Origin of the sequence: Pelotalea chapellei (genome assembly GCF_018531195.1) — a bacterium.
Classification (GTDB): Bacteria; Desulfobacterota; Desulfuromonadia; order Geobacterales; family Pseudopelobacteraceae; genus Pelotalea; species Pelotalea chapellei.
Genome location: NZ_JAHDYS010000017.1, coordinates 45,783 through 62,209, shown reverse-complemented (window position 1 = coordinate 62,209; position 16,427 = coordinate 45,783). Strand labels below are relative to the sequence as shown.

Sequence of the window (16,427 nt, the reverse complement as noted above, 5' to 3'; positions counted from 1 at the left end):
GCTCCTTGATATATTTCATCAGTTCTTACGCGCTCCTTCGGCAATCCATTGCAGGATCGCCTTGTAGTCGGCATCCTGATTGCTCCAGAAGCTTCCACCGCCGTGGGTGGCGCCGTTCAGAGTCTTGGCCAGCAGTAGGCTTGACGCAGGAGATGTGATGTTGACAACGTTCAAAATACCTCCTTTGACCCAGGTTTTATCCGGTACAGGCCCGGATCCGTGCGGAGTATAGGCCGGAACGAACACAGCGGACCCTTCAAAGGTCATCAAGTCCAGTCCCTTGCTGTAATCGAAAGGCGGATCTCCGACAGGAGCCCTGGCGGTTGTATCGCCGGGAATATGGCAGGGGGCGCACTTGCTCCTTAGAATCGGAAAGATGTGCTTCCGATAGCTGAGTCCCATGGCCGGATAGGATTTGAGGGTGCTGGTAGCAAGGGCCCACAGCCCTCCGCGGCTGCCCATCCCGGCATGGTGCATGCTGCAACTCATCCGGCCGCCGCCGACCGGGGCGATACTGACCATGGGACGGTAACTATTGCCGTACTTGACCCAGGCCTTGTAATTCCAGTTGGCCGAATTGGAGTTATTGGGGTTGTTGAAGAAGGGTTTGTCGGTCCAGAAGTTGCCCACTTCATTAGTGGTCATGCTGAAGGTCCTGCCGCTGATGTTCTGAAAAATCACCTCAGCTCCAACCAGTGTTGTGCGTGCGGCCCTGCTGTCATAGACGGTGCCGGACATGGTCCAGACCTTGCTGCCCGCCTTGCCGCCCGGCGTATGGCAGATGCCGCAGTCGTCGCCGGGATGATGGATCGCATCGCCGGGGCCGTTGTCCTTGCCGGCCACATGCCCGGTGGGAAGCGGTTGCCATTTGCGGCCATCAACGGTGAAGTTGCCTGCGTCATAGACGGTGGAGGGCGCCAGGGCATCGACAATGGCCTGGATCTGGTCCGCGCGCAGTGAGAGAGTCCCCATGCCGCCAATGTTGTTGCCGATAGCCGTTTGTATGCGGGAAACATCGGCCCCATTTTTACCGGAACCGATCAGCGGTCCGTGGCAGCCGGCGCAGTTGGCGGCGTAAAGGGCAGCGCCGTCAAGCCCCGCGACGGCCCAAACTAATCCTCCCAAGACAAGGGATATTACACATGCCATGTAGAAGTTTCGTTTCATAATCCTTTGCCTCCCTTTGACAGGGTTTTAGCACAGCAGTCATGGCCGGTGGTGGAATTGTCGCTGCCATCGGCCTGGAAGGCTGGCATAACGGAGCTTCCCTCTTCAAGGCTGATACCATAGATGCAACCTGACTGCCGGTTTACCGTTGGCGCACCTACCAGGAGCTTGGGGCCGTTTCTGGTGAAAGGCGCCATGAAGGTGCCGTAACGCATGTTGGCTGCGGAACCATTGAAGGCCGTGGCGCCGGTAATGGGAGTCACACCGCCGTCGGTTTTGAGGTCCTTGCCCTTGATCAGGTAAACCTTGCCGCTGGTGAGGCCGGTGGCGACGGATGTTGCGCCGTCCTTGTCGGCGTTGATGGCCGCAATGGCCAGATCCGGTTTCCCGTCGCCATCCATATCTCCTACCGGCGTGATGGTACTGCCGAAAAAGTCAAAATAACCAGCGCCGTTGATCCTGGTGAGAATGTCGCTGCCCGGCGAAGCCAGATTGATAGTGCGGGTACCGCTTCCTCCCTTGACTATGTAGACCCGGCCGACCCGGGCCGTGTTGATGCTGTTCAGTGATACGGTCGCCTGTGGAGCTCCGATGACCAGCTCATTAAAGCCGTCACCATTCAAGTCCTTGATTACTGCCAGGGCGGTGCCGAACTTGCTGTCGCTGCTTGTGATGGTCAAATCCGGAGTGCTGGTAGAAGGATTGAGACCGGGTTTGCCGTAATAGACCTGGACCTTGCCGGAGGCGCCGACGATCAGATCGCCGATGCCGTCGTTGTTCAGATCTCCGCAGGCTACAGTGCCCCCGATCCCCGTGCTGGTAGTGCTGGCAGGAAGCTTGATGCGGGTGGTCTCCTTGAAATCGGGCCCGAAATAAACGTAAACCGCGCCGCCCTGATAGCGCTCGGGCGCAGGTGAATTGTATGGCGCCCCGATGATGATGTCCTTGATGCCGTCGCCGTTGAGGTCGCAGCCACCGCTGATGGACAGGCCAAATTTGTCCAAAGCATCATCTCCCGCCAGCTTGGCGATGACCTTGCCGCTGCCGCCCCCTTTATAGATGGTAACACTGCCGGAAAGCGAAACATCCGCGCCGTCGCCGTTATAGGCCCCCACCGCAAAATCTGCCTTGCCGTCGCCGTCCACGTCCCCCAGGTTCACGAGCGAGAACCCGAAGTTGTCGTCACCGGTCAGTATCCAGGTCGACTTGGTATCAAAGCCGTTGGCGCTTCCCTTGTAAATCAGGACCGCCCCCACGGTTCCGTCACTCTTGGCATAGGGCGCCCCCACCATCATATCGTCCATCCCGTCGCCGTCATAATCCGCCAGCCCGCCGCTTTGCCCCTGCTGGCTCCCTTGCAGGGCAACCGCCTTGGCCGGTGTGCTGCTGGTTACGGACGGCGAAAAAGCGTTGCTGCATCCTTGTAGTGTCAGGATGCACAAGGCTAGTGTCGCGTATATTTTCGCAAGATTCATATCTGACTCCCGAAAAGTGCTTGGTAGATTAAGTGTGAATAGAATTTAATTAATAAAAATACTGAAATTGCCGAGGTAAAAGCCGCTTTCGTAAACGTACTTATCCCATTGATTGGACCAGCAGAAGCCCATCGTTAACATACTTATGCTGCTATTAGGGTCAGGAGAAGAGGGAAAGTTTTGGAGGGGGAACAGGCGGTTCGACAGATCGGCCACGCAATGTTATCGCCTGCGAGGGAAAGCGGGATACACGGCTGGCAGGAGGAATTATTTGTAACAGGCCTTGCTGTATGAATTTGAGATCGAGTGATGATGCTGCATTAAAGGCTGGCTGGGTTCCGCAAGGGGCGGCGCGCAGAAAACAACTTGAATCGGATTCACCTTCCTCCTGCTCGGTGTCCCCATCGTTTGTGTGGTGGTGGAGATTTTGCAAATTTTCTGATTCGCTGATTTTTTTTGATTGATAACAACAGCAGGTGTGACTGGCAATACGTTCAGGCGAGCAACCGCATAACCCATGATCTCCTGAACATCCGTGCGCACGCCCCTCCGTTTTCAGCAGTTGCGCCATGGAGGGAGCGAAGACATATAGTTGAAGGAGTATGACGGCCAGAATTTGCAGCGAAGCCAAAGATTTATTTACATGAGCAGATCGTGCCACGCAGTTGCCTTTGTTCTCTTGGTACTCGTGCGACAGATTGCAAGTTGAATATGGAAAGGTGCCAAAATATTTGATTCGCAATTTTATTTTAGATCTTTAATATGCCAATTATTAACTTAACTTTGCAACATCCGGCAAGAAATATAATGCTGCGCAAATGGACGCAAACTGCTTGCCATGGCTCTCCTCAATGTATGTGCATGTTTCCATGCCGATAAAGCCGACGGCATGTTAGCGAATGGCAAAACCTGATTACGGTGGGACGTGCATTTACGAAGCTCTTTAAACCGTTCGTTGAAACAGACAATATGGAAAATATTTTTTGCAATGTCCAAATCTACAATGCTAACGTTCACCTTGACCTCCTCTCGTTTGTTGATGGATATTGACTGACCATCATGGCGCATGGACACCGATTAATGAAACGGAGGCAGACCATTACATGGATGGAAACTACTGGATTCCGATTTGGAAAGGAGAAATTTTTGGTCCTGGCAAGGAAATCGAGGGATTACGCGGCCGTACATTGGTACGCCGCACAAGTCAGCACGAAGATTGACGCCCCAGGGCGAAAAAGAACCCTTTCGGTCGAAAATTAGTTAATGCCCGCTCTTTCTGCTAGTGTCAACCTAAGGCGGTTTCAGTTAAACATCGCACATGTATTTCAGGCTTCACCCTGATATACTATTTTGATTCGAGAATGGAAAGTGAGGAACAATTAGTGGAAATAGTGCTTGATCCTATTGAGGCGAGGGTGCTGGGATGTCTGATTGAAAAGGAAATGACCACACCTGAGTACTACCCTTTATCGCTGAATGCGTTGACGAATGCCTGCAACCAGAAATCGAACCGTGAACCTGTCATGGCACTGGAAGAAGTTGCGGTGGTGCGTGCCCTGGATGGCTTGCGTTTTAAACAACTGGCGGTACTATCTGCCGATGGCGGACGAGTGCCGAAGTATCGACATATCCTCAGTGAAAAATTACAGTTGGTTCCGGCCGAACTGGCTCCTCTCTGCGAGTTGCTGGTGCGAGGCCCACAGACAGTGGGCGAACTGCGCGGACGCTGTGAGCGGATGCATGCCTTTGCAGATGCGTCGGCGGTGGAAGATGTGCTGACGGAGCTGATGGACCGGGAACAGCCGATGATCACTCGCCTGGCGCGTCAGCCGGGGCGCAAAGAGTGTCGCTACGCTCATCTGCTCTGCGGGCCGGCTGATGTTGCCGATGAGGATCATACTCCGGCTCCCGAAGCTGCAAGGGTGCGCGTGATGGCTGAGAATGAGCGCATCGCCCGTTTGGAGGAAGAAGTTGCTGCCTTGCGTGAAGAGGTTGCTGGATTGAGCCGGTCGATGGATGAATTCAGGCGTCAGTTTGAGTAGCATGGGCAGGGAAAGCATGACGAACGATTTTGATCAAATTGCCAGCCGTCTGGCTGCATGTAACCTGCCAACCTTTGATGTCACAGGGCGCGCGCCCGCTGCCGTGGCACTGGTGCTGCGGCAGGGAAGTGACGGGATGGAGATGCTGTTCATTCAGCGCGCTACCCATGAACTCGATCCCTGGTCCGGACATCTTGCATTTCCGGGAGGGAGGCTGGAGCAGGGGGAGGAGCCGCGTCAGGCGGCTGAGCGGGAAGTCATGGAAGAGATTGGTCTTGATCTCTCCCGCGCCTGTTATCTCGGGCGGCTGACCGAAATCAGCGGCATGACGCTGCCGGTACGGGTGGCCTGCTTTGTGTATGGTATTAATGGCAGTTGTGCTGCTCCGGTTCCCAATGAAGAAGTGCATTCTGTTTTCTGGGTCAGTTTGAGCTGTTTGACAGCTCCTGAACGGCATGTCACCGCCACAGTCCATTTTGACGCAAGCGATCATGAAGTGCCTGCCATTCAGCTTCCCCAGGCTCATACACCGGTTTTGTGGGGGCTGACGTATCGATTTGTGGTGCAGTTTTTGGAAACCTGCTGCCAACAGTCTGCTGGACGCTGACTGGCGGTAATGGTAAGACGTTGCATACCGAAAGGGATGACGTACACTAAAGGAGCCTATCGGTCCTTAGTCCGACAGGCTCCTGGCAGCATCATTTCAATCAAGGAGGATACACATGAACGAGAGGACCGGAATCATTACCTTTAAAGGCAATCCCATGACACTGCTTGGCCCTGAGCTGAAGGTTGGAGACAAGGCTCCCGATTTCCGGGTGGTGGATAATGGTTTGGCGCCAGTAACTCTGGCAAGCTCTGCCGGAAAAATTCGCATCATCAGTTCGGTACCTTCTTTGGACACACCTGTCTGCGACACCGAGACCCGTCGCTTCAACCAGGAAGCTGCCGCTCTACCGGAAAATGTGGTTGTACTGACCGTGAGTCTCGACCTTCCATTTGCCCAGAAAAGGTGGTGCGGGGCGGCCGGCATCGAGCGGGTAACCACCCTTTCCGATTATCGTGAACGCTCTTTTGGAGATGCCTATGGCGTGGTTATCAAAGAGCTGCTGCTGCTTGGCCGTGCCATCTTCGTCGTCGATGCAAACGATACGATCCGTTACATCCAGATCGTCCAGGAGGTTACCAGCGAGCCGGATTATGCAGCGGCCATCGCTGCAGCCAAGGCTTTACTGTAATCCGCTTTTTCATGATGTACAAATACGAAAGCCCTCCCGTATCAGGAGGGCTTTTGTATTGAAGCCACCAGTCCCCAAATCTCCGATTTACAGCCCCCTTGCAACCCGTTTGAGCAGGATCGAATTCATCACCACCGAAACCGAAGAAAAGGCCATGGCCAGTCCTGCATATTCAGGTTTGAGGGTGATGCCGTAGTGTGAGAAGAAACCGGCGGCTACGGGAATGCCGAGGATGTTGTAGAAGAGTGCCCAGAACAGGTTCTGTTTGACCTTGGTCAGGGTTGCACGGCCGATTTTGATGGCGCGGACCACGTCCAGCAGGTCGTCCCGCATCAGTACGATGTCGCCGGTTTCCTTGGCTACATCTGTACCGCCACCGATGGCAATGCCTATCTCAGCGCTGGCCAGGGCCGGCGCATCGTTGATGCCGTCACCCACCATGCCGGTGATATAGCCTTTCTGCTGGTACTCCCTGACCACCTGCTGCTTGCGGTCCGGCAGCACGTCTGCTTCGAAATTGTCAACACCCGCCTGACGCGCCACCACTTCGGCCACATCATGGTGGTCGCCGGTTATCATGATTGTTGTGATGCCCATTCCCTTCAATTCGGCCACGGCTTTACGCGAGCTCGGCTTGAGGGTGTCTGCAAAAGCTGCAACGCCAACCAGGGTGGTATCGGCTGCTACAAAAAGCAGGGATTTTCCTGCACTGGCAAGTTCGGCGGCTTTTTCCGACAATGGGGCCAGGCTCACTCCCGCCTCTTTCATCAGCCGCTCATTTCCGACCGAAAGGCGCAGTCCGGCATAGGTGCAGGTGATGCCGTAGCCCCCCCGTTCTTCGAAATCAGAGGCTTCACCCGGCTGTATGCCGGCATCTGCTGCAGCCTTGACGGCAGCCTGGGCCAGGGGGTGGCTGGAATGCGCCTCTGCCGTTGCCAGGCATTCAAGCAGGCGATCCGGGTCTACAGTGCGTGCAACCGGTACCAGATCTGTCATGCCGGGGGAGCCGGCAGTCAGGGTGCCGGTTTTGTCCAGCAGCAAAACCTGCAGGCCTGAGATGATTTCAAGTGCAGACCCTTTTTTTACGAGGATGCCGCGTGCCAGGGCCACACCGCTTCCGACCATGATGGCGGTGGGGGTGGCCAGTCCCATTGCGCAGGGGCAGGCAATGACAATTACTGCAATGGCAAATTTGAAAGCTGCGAGAAAATCTGACTGCAACAGGAAAAACCAGATTCCGAAAGTAGCCAGTGCCAGCACGATGACTGCCGGCACGAACCAGCTTGAGATTGCATCGGCAAAGCGCTGGATGGGCGCCTTGTCCCCCTGCGCTTCCCGAACCATGCGAACGATCTGGGAAAGCAGGGTTGCTTCGCCTACTCTGGTTGCACGTACCCGCAGCACTCCCCCCTTGCTGATGGTGGCGCCGGTTACCGTGTCCCCAACCTGCTTCAGTACCGGCATGGACTCCCCGGTGACCATGGCTTCATCAACAGCGCCGCTGCCCTCGATGATCTCGCCGTCAACAGGGATTGCCTCGCCCGGTCGCACCAGCACCACATCACCGACACGGATGATGGAGGCGGGCACCTCTTTTTCTCCATCTTCCGTCACCAGACGGGCTTTGTCCGCCTGCAGGTGCAGCAGCTTTTTGAGGGCCTCGCCCGCTTTGCCCCGTGCCCGTGCCTCCAGATACTTACCAAGGCGAATGAAGGCAATCAGCATGGCGGAAGTTTCGAAAAAAACTTCCCTGGCAGGGCCCAGCAGTCCGGCATAGGCCAGAAGCGAGTAGAAATAGGCTGCCGAGGTGCCCAATGCCACCAGCACATCCATGTTTGCGCTGCGGTTCCTGATGGCTGCCCAGGCACCTTTGTAGAATATGAGCCCAGCCGAGAACTGAACAGCTGTTGCCAGTAGAAGATTGAGCTGCATGACGGCACGGTTGTCGTGCATCCCCATGGTCAACATGATCGGCAACGAGGCGGCCAGCGCGAAGATGAACCAGGTCCGCTGGGAACGAAGGTCCTCATTTGCAGAGGCATCGCTGTCTCTACCCGATTCCAGCGGTGTGTAGCCTGCCGAATGAACAATTGCAAAAATTTCTGCAGGAGAAAGGCGCTGTGGATCAAAGCGGACGAAGCCGCTTTCTGTTGCAAGATTGATCACGGCGGTGCTGATGGCGGGGTTTTCAAGCAGCTTTGTTTCTAGAGTATTAACGCAGGAGGCGCAGTGCAGGCCTGCTACACCGAAATTAAGTTCACCCGGCGGTTCAGGAAGAATCACGTCGTATCCCAGGCTATTAACCTGCTCTGCGATATCATGGCGGGAAACCGTTTCGTCATGGGTGACGGTTAATTCCTCCATGGCGAAATTAACGATTGCGGAGGAGATTCCGCTGCGGCCGGTGAGGGATCTTTCGATACGCAAAGCGCAGCTTGCGCAGGACATGCCGGTGATTTTCATTGTAGATGTAGTCATGGGAATCCATCACGCTTTGGAATTAACTGTTGAAATCACCTCTGATGACGTGCCCCCAGGCAATTTTTATGGCGGCCGCTATCGGCAGGGCGAGGAGGATTCCCCAGAATCCGAGCAATTCACCCAGTGCCATGACCATGATGATGGTCACCAGCGGGTTGAGGTTCATGGATTGTTTGAAGACCAGCGGCTTGATGATGTACCCTTCCAGAAAGTATATCACCGCAAAGGCAATGCCTGTTTTTGCCAGTACCGCTATGGTCTGGTATTTGAACCAGGCGAAGAACAGGGCCGGCAGGATGGCGATAAATACGCCGATGAACGGCAGTATCGAAGCTGCACCGGCAAAGATGCCGCAGAATATGGGATGGGGGATATCCATGACAAAGAGTGCCAGTGAGGCACAGACGGCCACGATGAGGGATACGATGACCTGGCCGCGCAGATACCCGCCGATGCTGCTGTTTACTTCAAGTCCGATGCCGATGATCATTTCCCGGCGATGTTCCGGAATCCAGGATGCGACGGTATCCAGGATGATCTGCTTGTAGTACAGCATGAAGAAGACCAGAATCGGCGAGAGTACGATGTTGAATAGATTGAAGAAAATGCTGGTGCCGAAGGTATAGGCCACTGCACCGGTTTTGTCGGCTGCCTTGTCGATGTTGCCCGAAAAGGTATCGATCAGCCACTGGATCTCTTCAGATCCGGTACGATCAGGAATTCGGCTTCTCCATTCCAGGGCGAGCTGTTTCAGCTTCTGTATATAGAGCGGCAGATCATGAATGAAGCTGTTCCAGCCGATGGTAAGTTTGGGCACCATGAATGTCAGAAAAAAAACAGTCAGAATACCGAGGAAAAAGTACATCAATCCAAGGGCGTAGACGCGCTGGATCCTGCGCTTTTCGGCGTATATCAGAATCGGATCCAGCAGGTATGCTATGACCCAGGAGAGCAGGAAGCAGGAAATGGTGTGCTGCAGGGCATAGCCGGCAGCGGCTAACAGGCAGAGGATCAGGATTATTGCTATCAGCCTGCCGTAGTCGCTGCGGTGGATACTTTGGTGGGAGTGGCTCATCGCGTCCTCACAGGCGGGGGATGCGGATCATGTCAGCGTCGATGGTGTAGAGATTGTTTGCTTCAAGCCAGTGTTTGACGCGGCTGGTGAGAAATTCGTCCTTCATCTCCTGGAGACGCTCAGATTCTTCAGGGAAAAATGAAATGATGTCATTGAGCTTGCCATAGGGTTTAGCCCCGCTTATGGAACCGTTGAGGATCTTTTTGAGCCCTCCATCTTCCACTGCTCCAATGAAGCCGGTCATGAATTGCCGTTCAACACCGTAATCCATGCGGGGAATTTCCAGGAATCGCTCCCGATTCGTTTCCATCTGACGCCAGAAATCCTCATCCTCCAGTGTTGCAGGAACATGAAAGACTTCACCGGTCTGACGGTCGAGAAAATGAACCTGATCGCCACGCAGGTTGGTAAATGCATTCACTAATTCATCCCACTCTATTTCAACATTATGCACAAAAGCCATATCGATCTTCCTCTATTCCCTGTTGACATATGCGAGGAGTGACAGCACAATCCACCCCATGCGTACTATCTTTATTGCCGATGCCCATCTGGTGACACCCAGCGACCACAACTACCGTTTGTTGCTGCAATTTCTACACGAGCTGAAAGGGGAGGCCGGGGAACTTTTCATTATGGGCGACCTTTTTGATTTCTGGCTCGGTTTTCCTTCAAACCCGTTTCGGCAGCATGATGCTTTGATTGAAGCATTGTTGTGTCTGAAGCAAAACGGCTGGCGACTGATCTACTTCGAGGGCAATCATGATTTTCATCTCGGGCCTGTTTTCAGAGAACAGCTCGCTGCTGAGATTCATACCGGCCCGGCTTTACGGATGGTGCAGGGGCGTCGACTGTATCTCTGCCATGGCGACCAGATCAACTCGGCCGACCGGGGTTACCGCTTTTTGAGGCTGTTACTGCACAACCCAGTTACGGCATTGGCGGTCAAGCTCTTTCCACCATCCCTGGCGCTTGTCGTCAAGGAACATTTGCAACGGCGCAGTCGTGCCACCTATGGTACCAAGACTGAACGATGGGATTATCGCCGGATCATTCGTTCATATGCTGATTCAGTTCGTCAGCAGGGGGGGGAGGGGCTGGTTGTCGGCCATTTTCATCTGGCCTTCAGGGAACAGTTGACCGGCTTGCCTTTTACCATTCTTTCCCTGGGGGACTGGATCGAACATTTTACCTATGGCGAGATGATAGCAGGAGAGCTGCTCCTGAAAAACTACCTTCCCGATAACACTGAAGTTGCCTGAATTATAGAATCAGAAGACACTTGTAATTCTTATGTGCCCATCTCTTATGGCGTGTCCTTGTCAAAGAACTCCTGCAAGGCCTGCTCTCCCACCTGTGATGATTTTATCTTCCATTTATCCTGATTGATAACCAGCGCGGCAAGCGCAATTTTGGGATTGCGAACCGGTGCGAAGGCGGCGAACCAGGAATAATGCCCTCGCGGATCAGTGCCGTTGATGGAGCCGGTCTTGGCAGCAATATCAACTTCAATAAGTGGACGACCGCGACGGTCATGGAATGCCTTGTGGGAGGTGCCATGTGTAACGGTGCTGGTCAACATGCGGGTCAGAGACGATGCTGTTTCCGGTGATACCAGCTGGCGGATTGCCAGAGGTTTATGAGTCTCTTTGGCTGTCCCGCCCGAATCAAGTACCTTTTCCGTTAGTCCTGGAAACATCATCTTACCGCCATTGGCTATGGCAGCCATCATCACTGCGGCATGCAGCGGCGAAATCTTGACCTCGTGATCAAGTCCGGCACCCATCAACATCAGGTCGTGAACACTCTGGGGGTCGGTCGCGTGGCTTACCTTGGCCGGAGTGCCGGGAAGCAGTGCCTGGTTGAAGCCGAATTTATGTGCAGATTCAAGTACGAATGCTTTTCCGGCAATGTCTGCTGCTACCCTGCCATAGACCGGATTGATAGATTTACCCAGAGCATGGGTGACATCCATGCGGTTGTTCCTGCCGCGCGGGCTGGCTTCCCAATAGCGCGGGTTTTCCGAGTAGGAATTGCCACGGAATTCGACCACGGTTTCAGGGGTCATTTTTCCGTTTTCCAAGGCGGCTGAGGCGGTCACGATCTTGAAGAGCGATGCCATTGGATACAGGTCGAAAAACGAGTTTTGTGACCAATTCGGATCAACTGATGAATAGGAGGTCATTGCCAAAATACGGCCGGTGGCGGGTTCTATGGCTACAACCACACCATATGGAACCTTGTTGGCGGCCATGAAGCCGTGAATGCGCTGTTGCAGGTCGTTTCGAATGGTGTAATGAAGCGTGTCGCCGGCTGGGGTCCGCGCAATCAATCCTTCACCTTCGACTGTGGCAGAGTCGAGTAGCTGGCTGGCAACTCCGAAACTGCTTACCGCGGGCGGCTTGGCTGCTTCGGCAATAGTGGGGGAGGCAGGTGCGCCCATTTTGAGCCAGGTGGCGAGGGACTTTGCTGCACGGGGGGCCTGGTTGAAGACCAGCATGCAGACCGGGGTCAGCGCCAGAACAATAGCCAGAAACAGGAGCAGGTGTTTGAGCTTCTTCAGGCGCTTGCCTCTGGGGGGACGAAGGTGGCTGAAGTGTTCACCTGTAGCTATTCTTCTATTGACGGTACTGGAACCGGTCGATTTGAAGCCGGGAAAACGTTTTTTAGGAGTTAAATTTTTGAGGTCCTGCATAAGGTTCCGAATTGAGTAAGATAGTGGAACTATACAGGCAAATAACGGGCGTTGTCAATCAGTGAGGGGAGCTGTCTCTTCAGGCCAGAAAAGCCGCTGCAACTCATCAACAAGCGGTGTAAGGCTCTTGCGATCACGTGCCGAAAGCATGATAGCCCCCCTGCTTCTGGCATAATGACGCACCCTTAGAAATGCGAGCATGTCGCTTTTTCGCAGACCTGTCAGCAGATCAGACTTGTTAAAGACCAGAAGCTGCCGCTTATCTCCTAATTCAAGCTCCTCCAGGATGCGTTCCACCTGGCTCACTTGAGCTTCGAAGCGTGGGTTGGATGCATCAACCACATGCAGCAGCAGGTCTGCATCGCGCATCTCCTCCAGGGTTGCCTTGAATGCCCCCAAGAGTGATTTGGGCAGAGAACGGATGAACCCGACGGTGTCGGTAATAATCACTTCCCGTTCTCTTGGAAAGCGAAGGCGGCGGGTAGATGTATCCAGAGTGGCGAAAAGCAGATCTTCAGTGAAAACTTCACTCTGGGTGAGAGCGTTCAAGAGCGTGGATTTGCCGGCATTGGTATAGCCGACAATCGAGATGATCGGGATGCCGGCTTTGACGCGCTGTCGGCGCCGCTGTTCCCGGCCACGGGAAAGTTCCTGCAGATCCCGCTCAAGGCTGGCGATACGGTCACGAATGCGGCGGCGGTCCGTCTCCAGCTTGGTTTCTCCCGGTCCACGTCCACCGATGCCTCCCATCAGGCGCGACATCTGTACGCCACGGCCGGTCAGGCGCGGCAGCAGGTATTTGAGCTGGGCCAGTTCCACCTGGACTTTGCCATCCAGACTTTTGGCCCGGCGACCGAAAATGTCGAGAATCAACTGGCTGCGGTCGATAACTTTCAGCTCGGTCATGGCTGAGATGGAACGTATCTGTGCAGGGTTTAATTCCTGGTCAAAAATCAGCATGGTTGCGCCCCGCTGCAATGCCCGGATGACCACATCGCGCATTTTCCCTTCGCCCATGACATATCGGGGGTTAAGGCTGCGCGGACGCTGGATGAATTCATCCAGTGCCTCGATGCGTGCTGTGCGGGCCAGTTCTCGAAGTTCTGCGATTGAATCCTCCGCCTCCTGGCGAGTACCCTCTACAGTCACGGAAATAAGAATGGCCCGCTCCAGGGCATTGCCTGCCTGGGCCGTACTCTGGCTAGCCCTTTCCAGCTCTGCCTCTAGTTCTGTTACAAAGTGATGAAAATCCAGATCAACGCGATCAAAAGGAATGATCGGATCGGTAATGGCCGACTGTCCGCTTGGCGCAGGAGAAAGCCATGCCAGCTGTGCCATGATCTGCTCCCTGCCCGGGAGGATCAGCAGAGTTGCCAGCAGGTCAAGCCGCAACAGTGACAGGTCGGTAAGATCATCTTCAGTAATCTGCTCGCCGCGCAAGTGGGTGTGGATCAGGCGCAGACCGCGCAGAGTCCTCCTGCCGAGCGGATAATCGCGCAGCTCAGGAATAACCACTCCTTTTTCGTCACCGACAACAACATATTCGACAATGCCCTGCCGGTTTATGAGAATGGCAACTTGGCGACGGATGTCACTGGAAAGTTCTATGAGGCGGGCAGCCAGCTCCTGGGTACAAAACTCCGCCGGCGGGACACGTCTGCGGTAGAGACGCTCCAAGGCGTTGATCTGGCTTGACTTGAGACCTGAAAGATTGCCGATCGGTTCTTTAATGGGAATACTCCGGGGAGAGACAGGTTAGGCTGAGGCTGAGGCCAAGGTTGAGCAAAGGCATTTATCCTCAACCTTAACCTCAACCTTAACCTGTTTTTAGAGTCCAATGGCGTTATAGCCGCCATCAACATAGTGGATCTCTCCCGTAACGCCGCTGGCAAGTTCACTGCACAGATAGACGCTGGAGCTGGCTACATCTTTCTGGGTGACATTGCGACGCAGGGGAGCCTTGGATTCAACATGATTAAGTATGTTTAGAAAACCGTTCACTCCGGCAGCGGCGAGAGTACGAATTGGGCCGGCTGAGATGGCGTTGACCCGGATTCCTTCCGGTCCCAGTGCCTCTGCCAGGTATCGGACCGAAGATTCCAGAGCCGCTTTGGCGACTCCCATGACGTTGTAGCTGGGGAAGACTTTTACAGCACCATAATAGCTGAGCGTCAGGCCACAGGCATCGCGTCCCTTCATCATCGGCGCGGCTTCCTTCATGATGCTGATGAATGAATAGACACTGATATCCATGGCGGTTGCAAAACCGCTGCGGGTGGTGTTGAGGATCGTCCCCTTCAGTTCATCTTTATTGGCAAAAGCCACGGCGTGGATGATTATGTCAACACCGTCCCATACTTTGCCAAGTTCCTTGAAAACGTTTGCAATTTCTTCATCACTGCTAACGTTGCAAGAAATAACAGCTGCCGCATTTAGAGATTCAGCCAAAGGCTTGACACGTTTTTCAAGTGGTTTCCCCGCATAGGTGAAAGCCAGTTCTGCTCCCTGTTCGTGAAAAGCTCTGGCGATAGACCAGGCAATGCTTTTCTCGTTTGCAACACCAAAAATAAGTGCTTTTTTGCCCTGCAGTAGCGGCATTCTTCAACCTCCGAATCAATTGTAAAAAGGGAATGGCTAATAGTAGCAGAAAACCGGTTTCAGGCAAGGGGCAAAGTTTCAGGCGGATCGATCTCCGTGTCCGGAGAGGGAAGTGGAGCATCCGGGGCAGGCATTTGATCTTGTTCCATACGCCCTTTGTCCAGGGCCGCAAGCCGTGTCTCTATTACAGACAGGCGGTTCTCGATTCCCGATAGTACATCAAGGGTGCGGTCCAGCTTGCCCTTGATGGTAAACACTACAAAGGGCATCACAAGCCATACTACCGCCAGAAAAAAGCTTAAAATACTCATCATTACCATGAATCCACCAAAAACTTCCATGCCGTCTCCTGTTCTGTATGCGTGATTCCTAATATCATAGCGGCAAGGCAAAAACTATCCTGTAAACAAACTTCTATATGGAGTTGCCATGCCGATACTTCAATTTTTTTAATATAAAGCTCATTTCTTTAGCCATGATTTTTAATGACATCGCAAAAAGCGGTGATAATTACTCATAACATGTGATATTTTTTCAATTATCCCATGGAACGAGGCGCATGTCGTGAATTTAATACCTATTACATCCCCCAATTTTCTTAATGCCGAGCAATTGACTACCATGCCTGATTGGCAGCAGATCTTCGGCAACGATCGTCCCCTTGCACTTGAAATCGGCAGTGGCATGGGCGATTTTGTGGCCAGGATGGCGCAACTTCGTCCAGAGTTAAATTTCATTGCCATTGACTATTACAACAAAGGATGTCTGAAAACCTGCAAAAGAATCGATACACAGGAGCTGGAAAACGTGCGGGTGGTGCGTGATGAAGCACGCAGTTTTCTTGTACGCTGTATTCCGCCGGCATCCCTGAGCGCGATCTTCATCAACTGCCCTGACCCATGGCCCAAACTGCGTCACCGCAAGCGCCGGCTGGTTAACAGGGAGTTCATCCTGTTCCTGTCACAGTTCATGCTGCCGGGCGCTGACATTCATTTTGCTACTGACTTCGAAGATTACGGTCAGGATGTGGCCCGCCTGATGCCGGAGGTAACCGGGTTCGAAAATGTTCTCCAGCCCGACCTTTACCGCCATGAACTGGAGGGATATCCTCTCTCCAAATACATGCTCAAGTTTCTTGCGGAAGGGAAAAAGATCCACTTCATTCACTACCGGAAATGTGTTCGTTTTCACGGGCACACAGCCAGGGCGTCGGAGTCTCTTGAGAATGCACTCCATCTGACTTCCTCTTCAGCAATGAACGAGTCAGCGCAGTATAACTCAAAATAACAGCACCTGATAAGGGAGAGTCATGACGAAAACAGGTCGGGACGACATGAACATCCTCAGGCGATGCGGCTCCGGCACGCGGTCTGAAATCCGTATGATAGCTCTGGTGCTTGGCGCCTGGCTGTTGGCTGTTGTCGGCTTTCAGGGGGTGGTGTTCTTTCTGGAATACACCCGGCAGGGTGCGGGTCTGGCTCGATATACGTTTTTCAATCTGCCCCTCCCTTATTGGCTGACAGGGCAGTTTCTTCCACTCTGGTTTATTGTGCTCTGCGTGGTATTCAATGTGTGGATGGACCGCCATGCCGGGCGGGCTCCGGACAGTGCCTTGCGTTTCCGCGTTCGCGGCGATACGGGCAGGGAGGGATAGCA

The 16,427-nt window shown here is 53.8% G+C and carries 15 protein-coding genes and 1 pseudogene; 6 read left to right on the top strand and 10 right to left on the bottom strand.

The window, feature by feature from the left end; all coding sequences use genetic code 11:
* Nucleotides 1–18: 18 nt before the first annotated feature.
* From KJB30_RS15400 to KJB30_RS15390, 3 genes are all read right to left on the bottom strand, one after another.
* A complete protein-coding gene (locus tag KJB30_RS15400; RefSeq protein ID WP_214300950.1) occupies nt 19–1,167 on the bottom strand; it encodes a c-type cytochrome in 1,149 nt (382 codons plus the stop codon).
* Nucleotides 1,164–2,642, bottom strand: a complete 1,479-nt coding sequence (locus tag KJB30_RS15395; RefSeq protein ID WP_214300948.1) for an FG-GAP-like repeat-containing protein — start codon at nt 2,640–2,642, stop codon at nt 1,164–1,166. The genes KJB30_RS15400 and KJB30_RS15395 overlap by 4 nt, the downstream gene beginning before the upstream one ends.
* A gap of 267 nt (nt 2,643–2,909) precedes the next feature.
* The gene (locus KJB30_RS15390) at nt 2,910–3,185 is read right to left on the bottom strand and encodes a hypothetical protein (protein WP_214300946.1); all 276 of its coding nucleotides are present in this window, start codon (nt 3,183–3,185) and stop codon (nt 2,910–2,912) included.
* Nucleotides 3,186–4,024: 839 nt separating this feature from the next.
* On the opposite strand from KJB30_RS15390, the gene KJB30_RS15385 reads away from it, so the two are divergent.
* From KJB30_RS15385 to tpx, 3 genes are all read left to right on the top strand, one after another.
* Entirely contained in the window at nt 4,025–4,684 is a 660-nt protein-coding gene (locus KJB30_RS15385) for a YceH family protein (RefSeq protein ID WP_214300944.1), read from the top strand.
* A 16-nt stretch (nt 4,685–4,700) separates the two neighbouring features.
* Nucleotides 4,701–5,291: an NUDIX hydrolase gene (locus tag KJB30_RS15380; RefSeq protein ID WP_214300942.1), complete on the top strand. Its 591-nt coding sequence runs from the start codon at nt 4,701–4,703 to the stop codon at nt 5,289–5,291.
* Between the two features lie 115 nt (nt 5,292–5,406).
* The gene (gene tpx / locus KJB30_RS15375) at nt 5,407–5,922 is read left to right on the top strand and encodes a thiol peroxidase (RefSeq protein WP_214300940.1); all 516 of its coding nucleotides are present in this window, start codon (nt 5,407–5,409) and stop codon (nt 5,920–5,922) included.
* A gap of 87 nt (nt 5,923–6,009) precedes the next feature.
* Here tpx and KJB30_RS15370 read toward each other — a convergent pair whose 3' ends face one another.
* From KJB30_RS15370 to KJB30_RS15360, 3 genes are read right to left on the bottom strand one after another with little or no spacing between them, the layout of a single operon-like run.
* Nucleotides 6,010–8,400, bottom strand: a complete 2,391-nt coding sequence (locus tag KJB30_RS15370) for a heavy metal translocating P-type ATPase (RefSeq protein ID WP_214300938.1) — start codon at nt 8,398–8,400, stop codon at nt 6,010–6,012.
* Nucleotides 8,401–8,422: 22 nt separating this feature from the next.
* Complete coding sequence (locus tag KJB30_RS15365; RefSeq protein WP_214300936.1) at nt 8,423–9,478, bottom strand: AI-2E family transporter; 1,056 nt, start codon at nt 9,476–9,478, stop codon at nt 8,423–8,425.
* Nucleotides 9,479–9,485: 7 nt separating this feature from the next.
* Nucleotides 9,486–9,941, bottom strand: a complete 456-nt coding sequence (locus tag KJB30_RS15360; RefSeq protein WP_214300934.1) for a UPF0158 family protein — start codon at nt 9,939–9,941, stop codon at nt 9,486–9,488.
* 58 nt (nt 9,942–9,999) lie between these two features.
* Here KJB30_RS15360 and KJB30_RS15355 point away from each other — a divergent pair, with 58 nt between their 5' ends.
* On the top strand, nt 10,000–10,740 hold the full coding sequence (locus tag KJB30_RS15355) for a UDP-2,3-diacylglucosamine diphosphatase (RefSeq protein ID WP_214300932.1): 741 nt from the start codon (nt 10,000–10,002) through the stop codon (nt 10,738–10,740).
* Between the two features lie 44 nt (nt 10,741–10,784).
* Here KJB30_RS15355 and KJB30_RS15350 read toward each other — a convergent pair whose 3' ends face one another.
* The 4 genes from KJB30_RS15350 to KJB30_RS15335 all read right to left on the bottom strand — a co-directional run bounded on the left by KJB30_RS15350 (nt 10,785) and on the right by KJB30_RS15335 (nt 15,112).
* Complete coding sequence (locus tag KJB30_RS15350) at nt 10,785–12,173, bottom strand: penicillin-binding transpeptidase domain-containing protein (RefSeq protein ID WP_214300930.1); 1,389 nt, start codon at nt 12,171–12,173, stop codon at nt 10,785–10,787.
* A 54-nt stretch (nt 12,174–12,227) separates the two neighbouring features.
* Nucleotides 12,228–13,850, bottom strand: a complete 1,623-nt coding sequence (gene hflX / locus KJB30_RS15345; protein ID WP_246545729.1) for a GTPase HflX — start codon at nt 13,848–13,850, stop codon at nt 12,228–12,230.
* Nucleotides 13,851–14,000: 150 nt separating this feature from the next.
* Nucleotides 14,001–14,771, bottom strand: coding sequence for an enoyl-ACP reductase FabI (locus KJB30_RS15340; RefSeq protein ID WP_214300921.1), 771 nt, complete (start codon nt 14,769–14,771; stop codon nt 14,001–14,003).
* A 59-nt stretch (nt 14,772–14,830) separates the two neighbouring features.
* On the bottom strand, nt 14,831–15,112 hold the full coding sequence (locus KJB30_RS15335; RefSeq protein WP_214300919.1) for a hypothetical protein: 282 nt from the start codon (nt 15,110–15,112) through the stop codon (nt 14,831–14,833).
* 280 nt (nt 15,113–15,392) lie between these two features.
* Here KJB30_RS15335 and trmB point away from each other — a divergent pair.
* Together trmB and KJB30_RS15325 are read left to right on the top strand one after the other, a co-directional pair.
* Nucleotides 15,393–15,944 (top strand): annotated as a pseudogene (trmB, locus tag KJB30_RS15330) (tRNA (guanosine(46)-N7)-methyltransferase TrmB); the annotation flags it as partial.
* A 136-nt stretch (nt 15,945–16,080) separates the two neighbouring features.
* A complete protein-coding gene (locus tag KJB30_RS15325) occupies nt 16,081–16,425 on the top strand; it encodes a DUF4212 domain-containing protein (RefSeq protein WP_214300917.1) in 345 nt (114 codons plus the stop codon).
* Nucleotides 16,426–16,427: the final 2 nt, after the last annotated feature.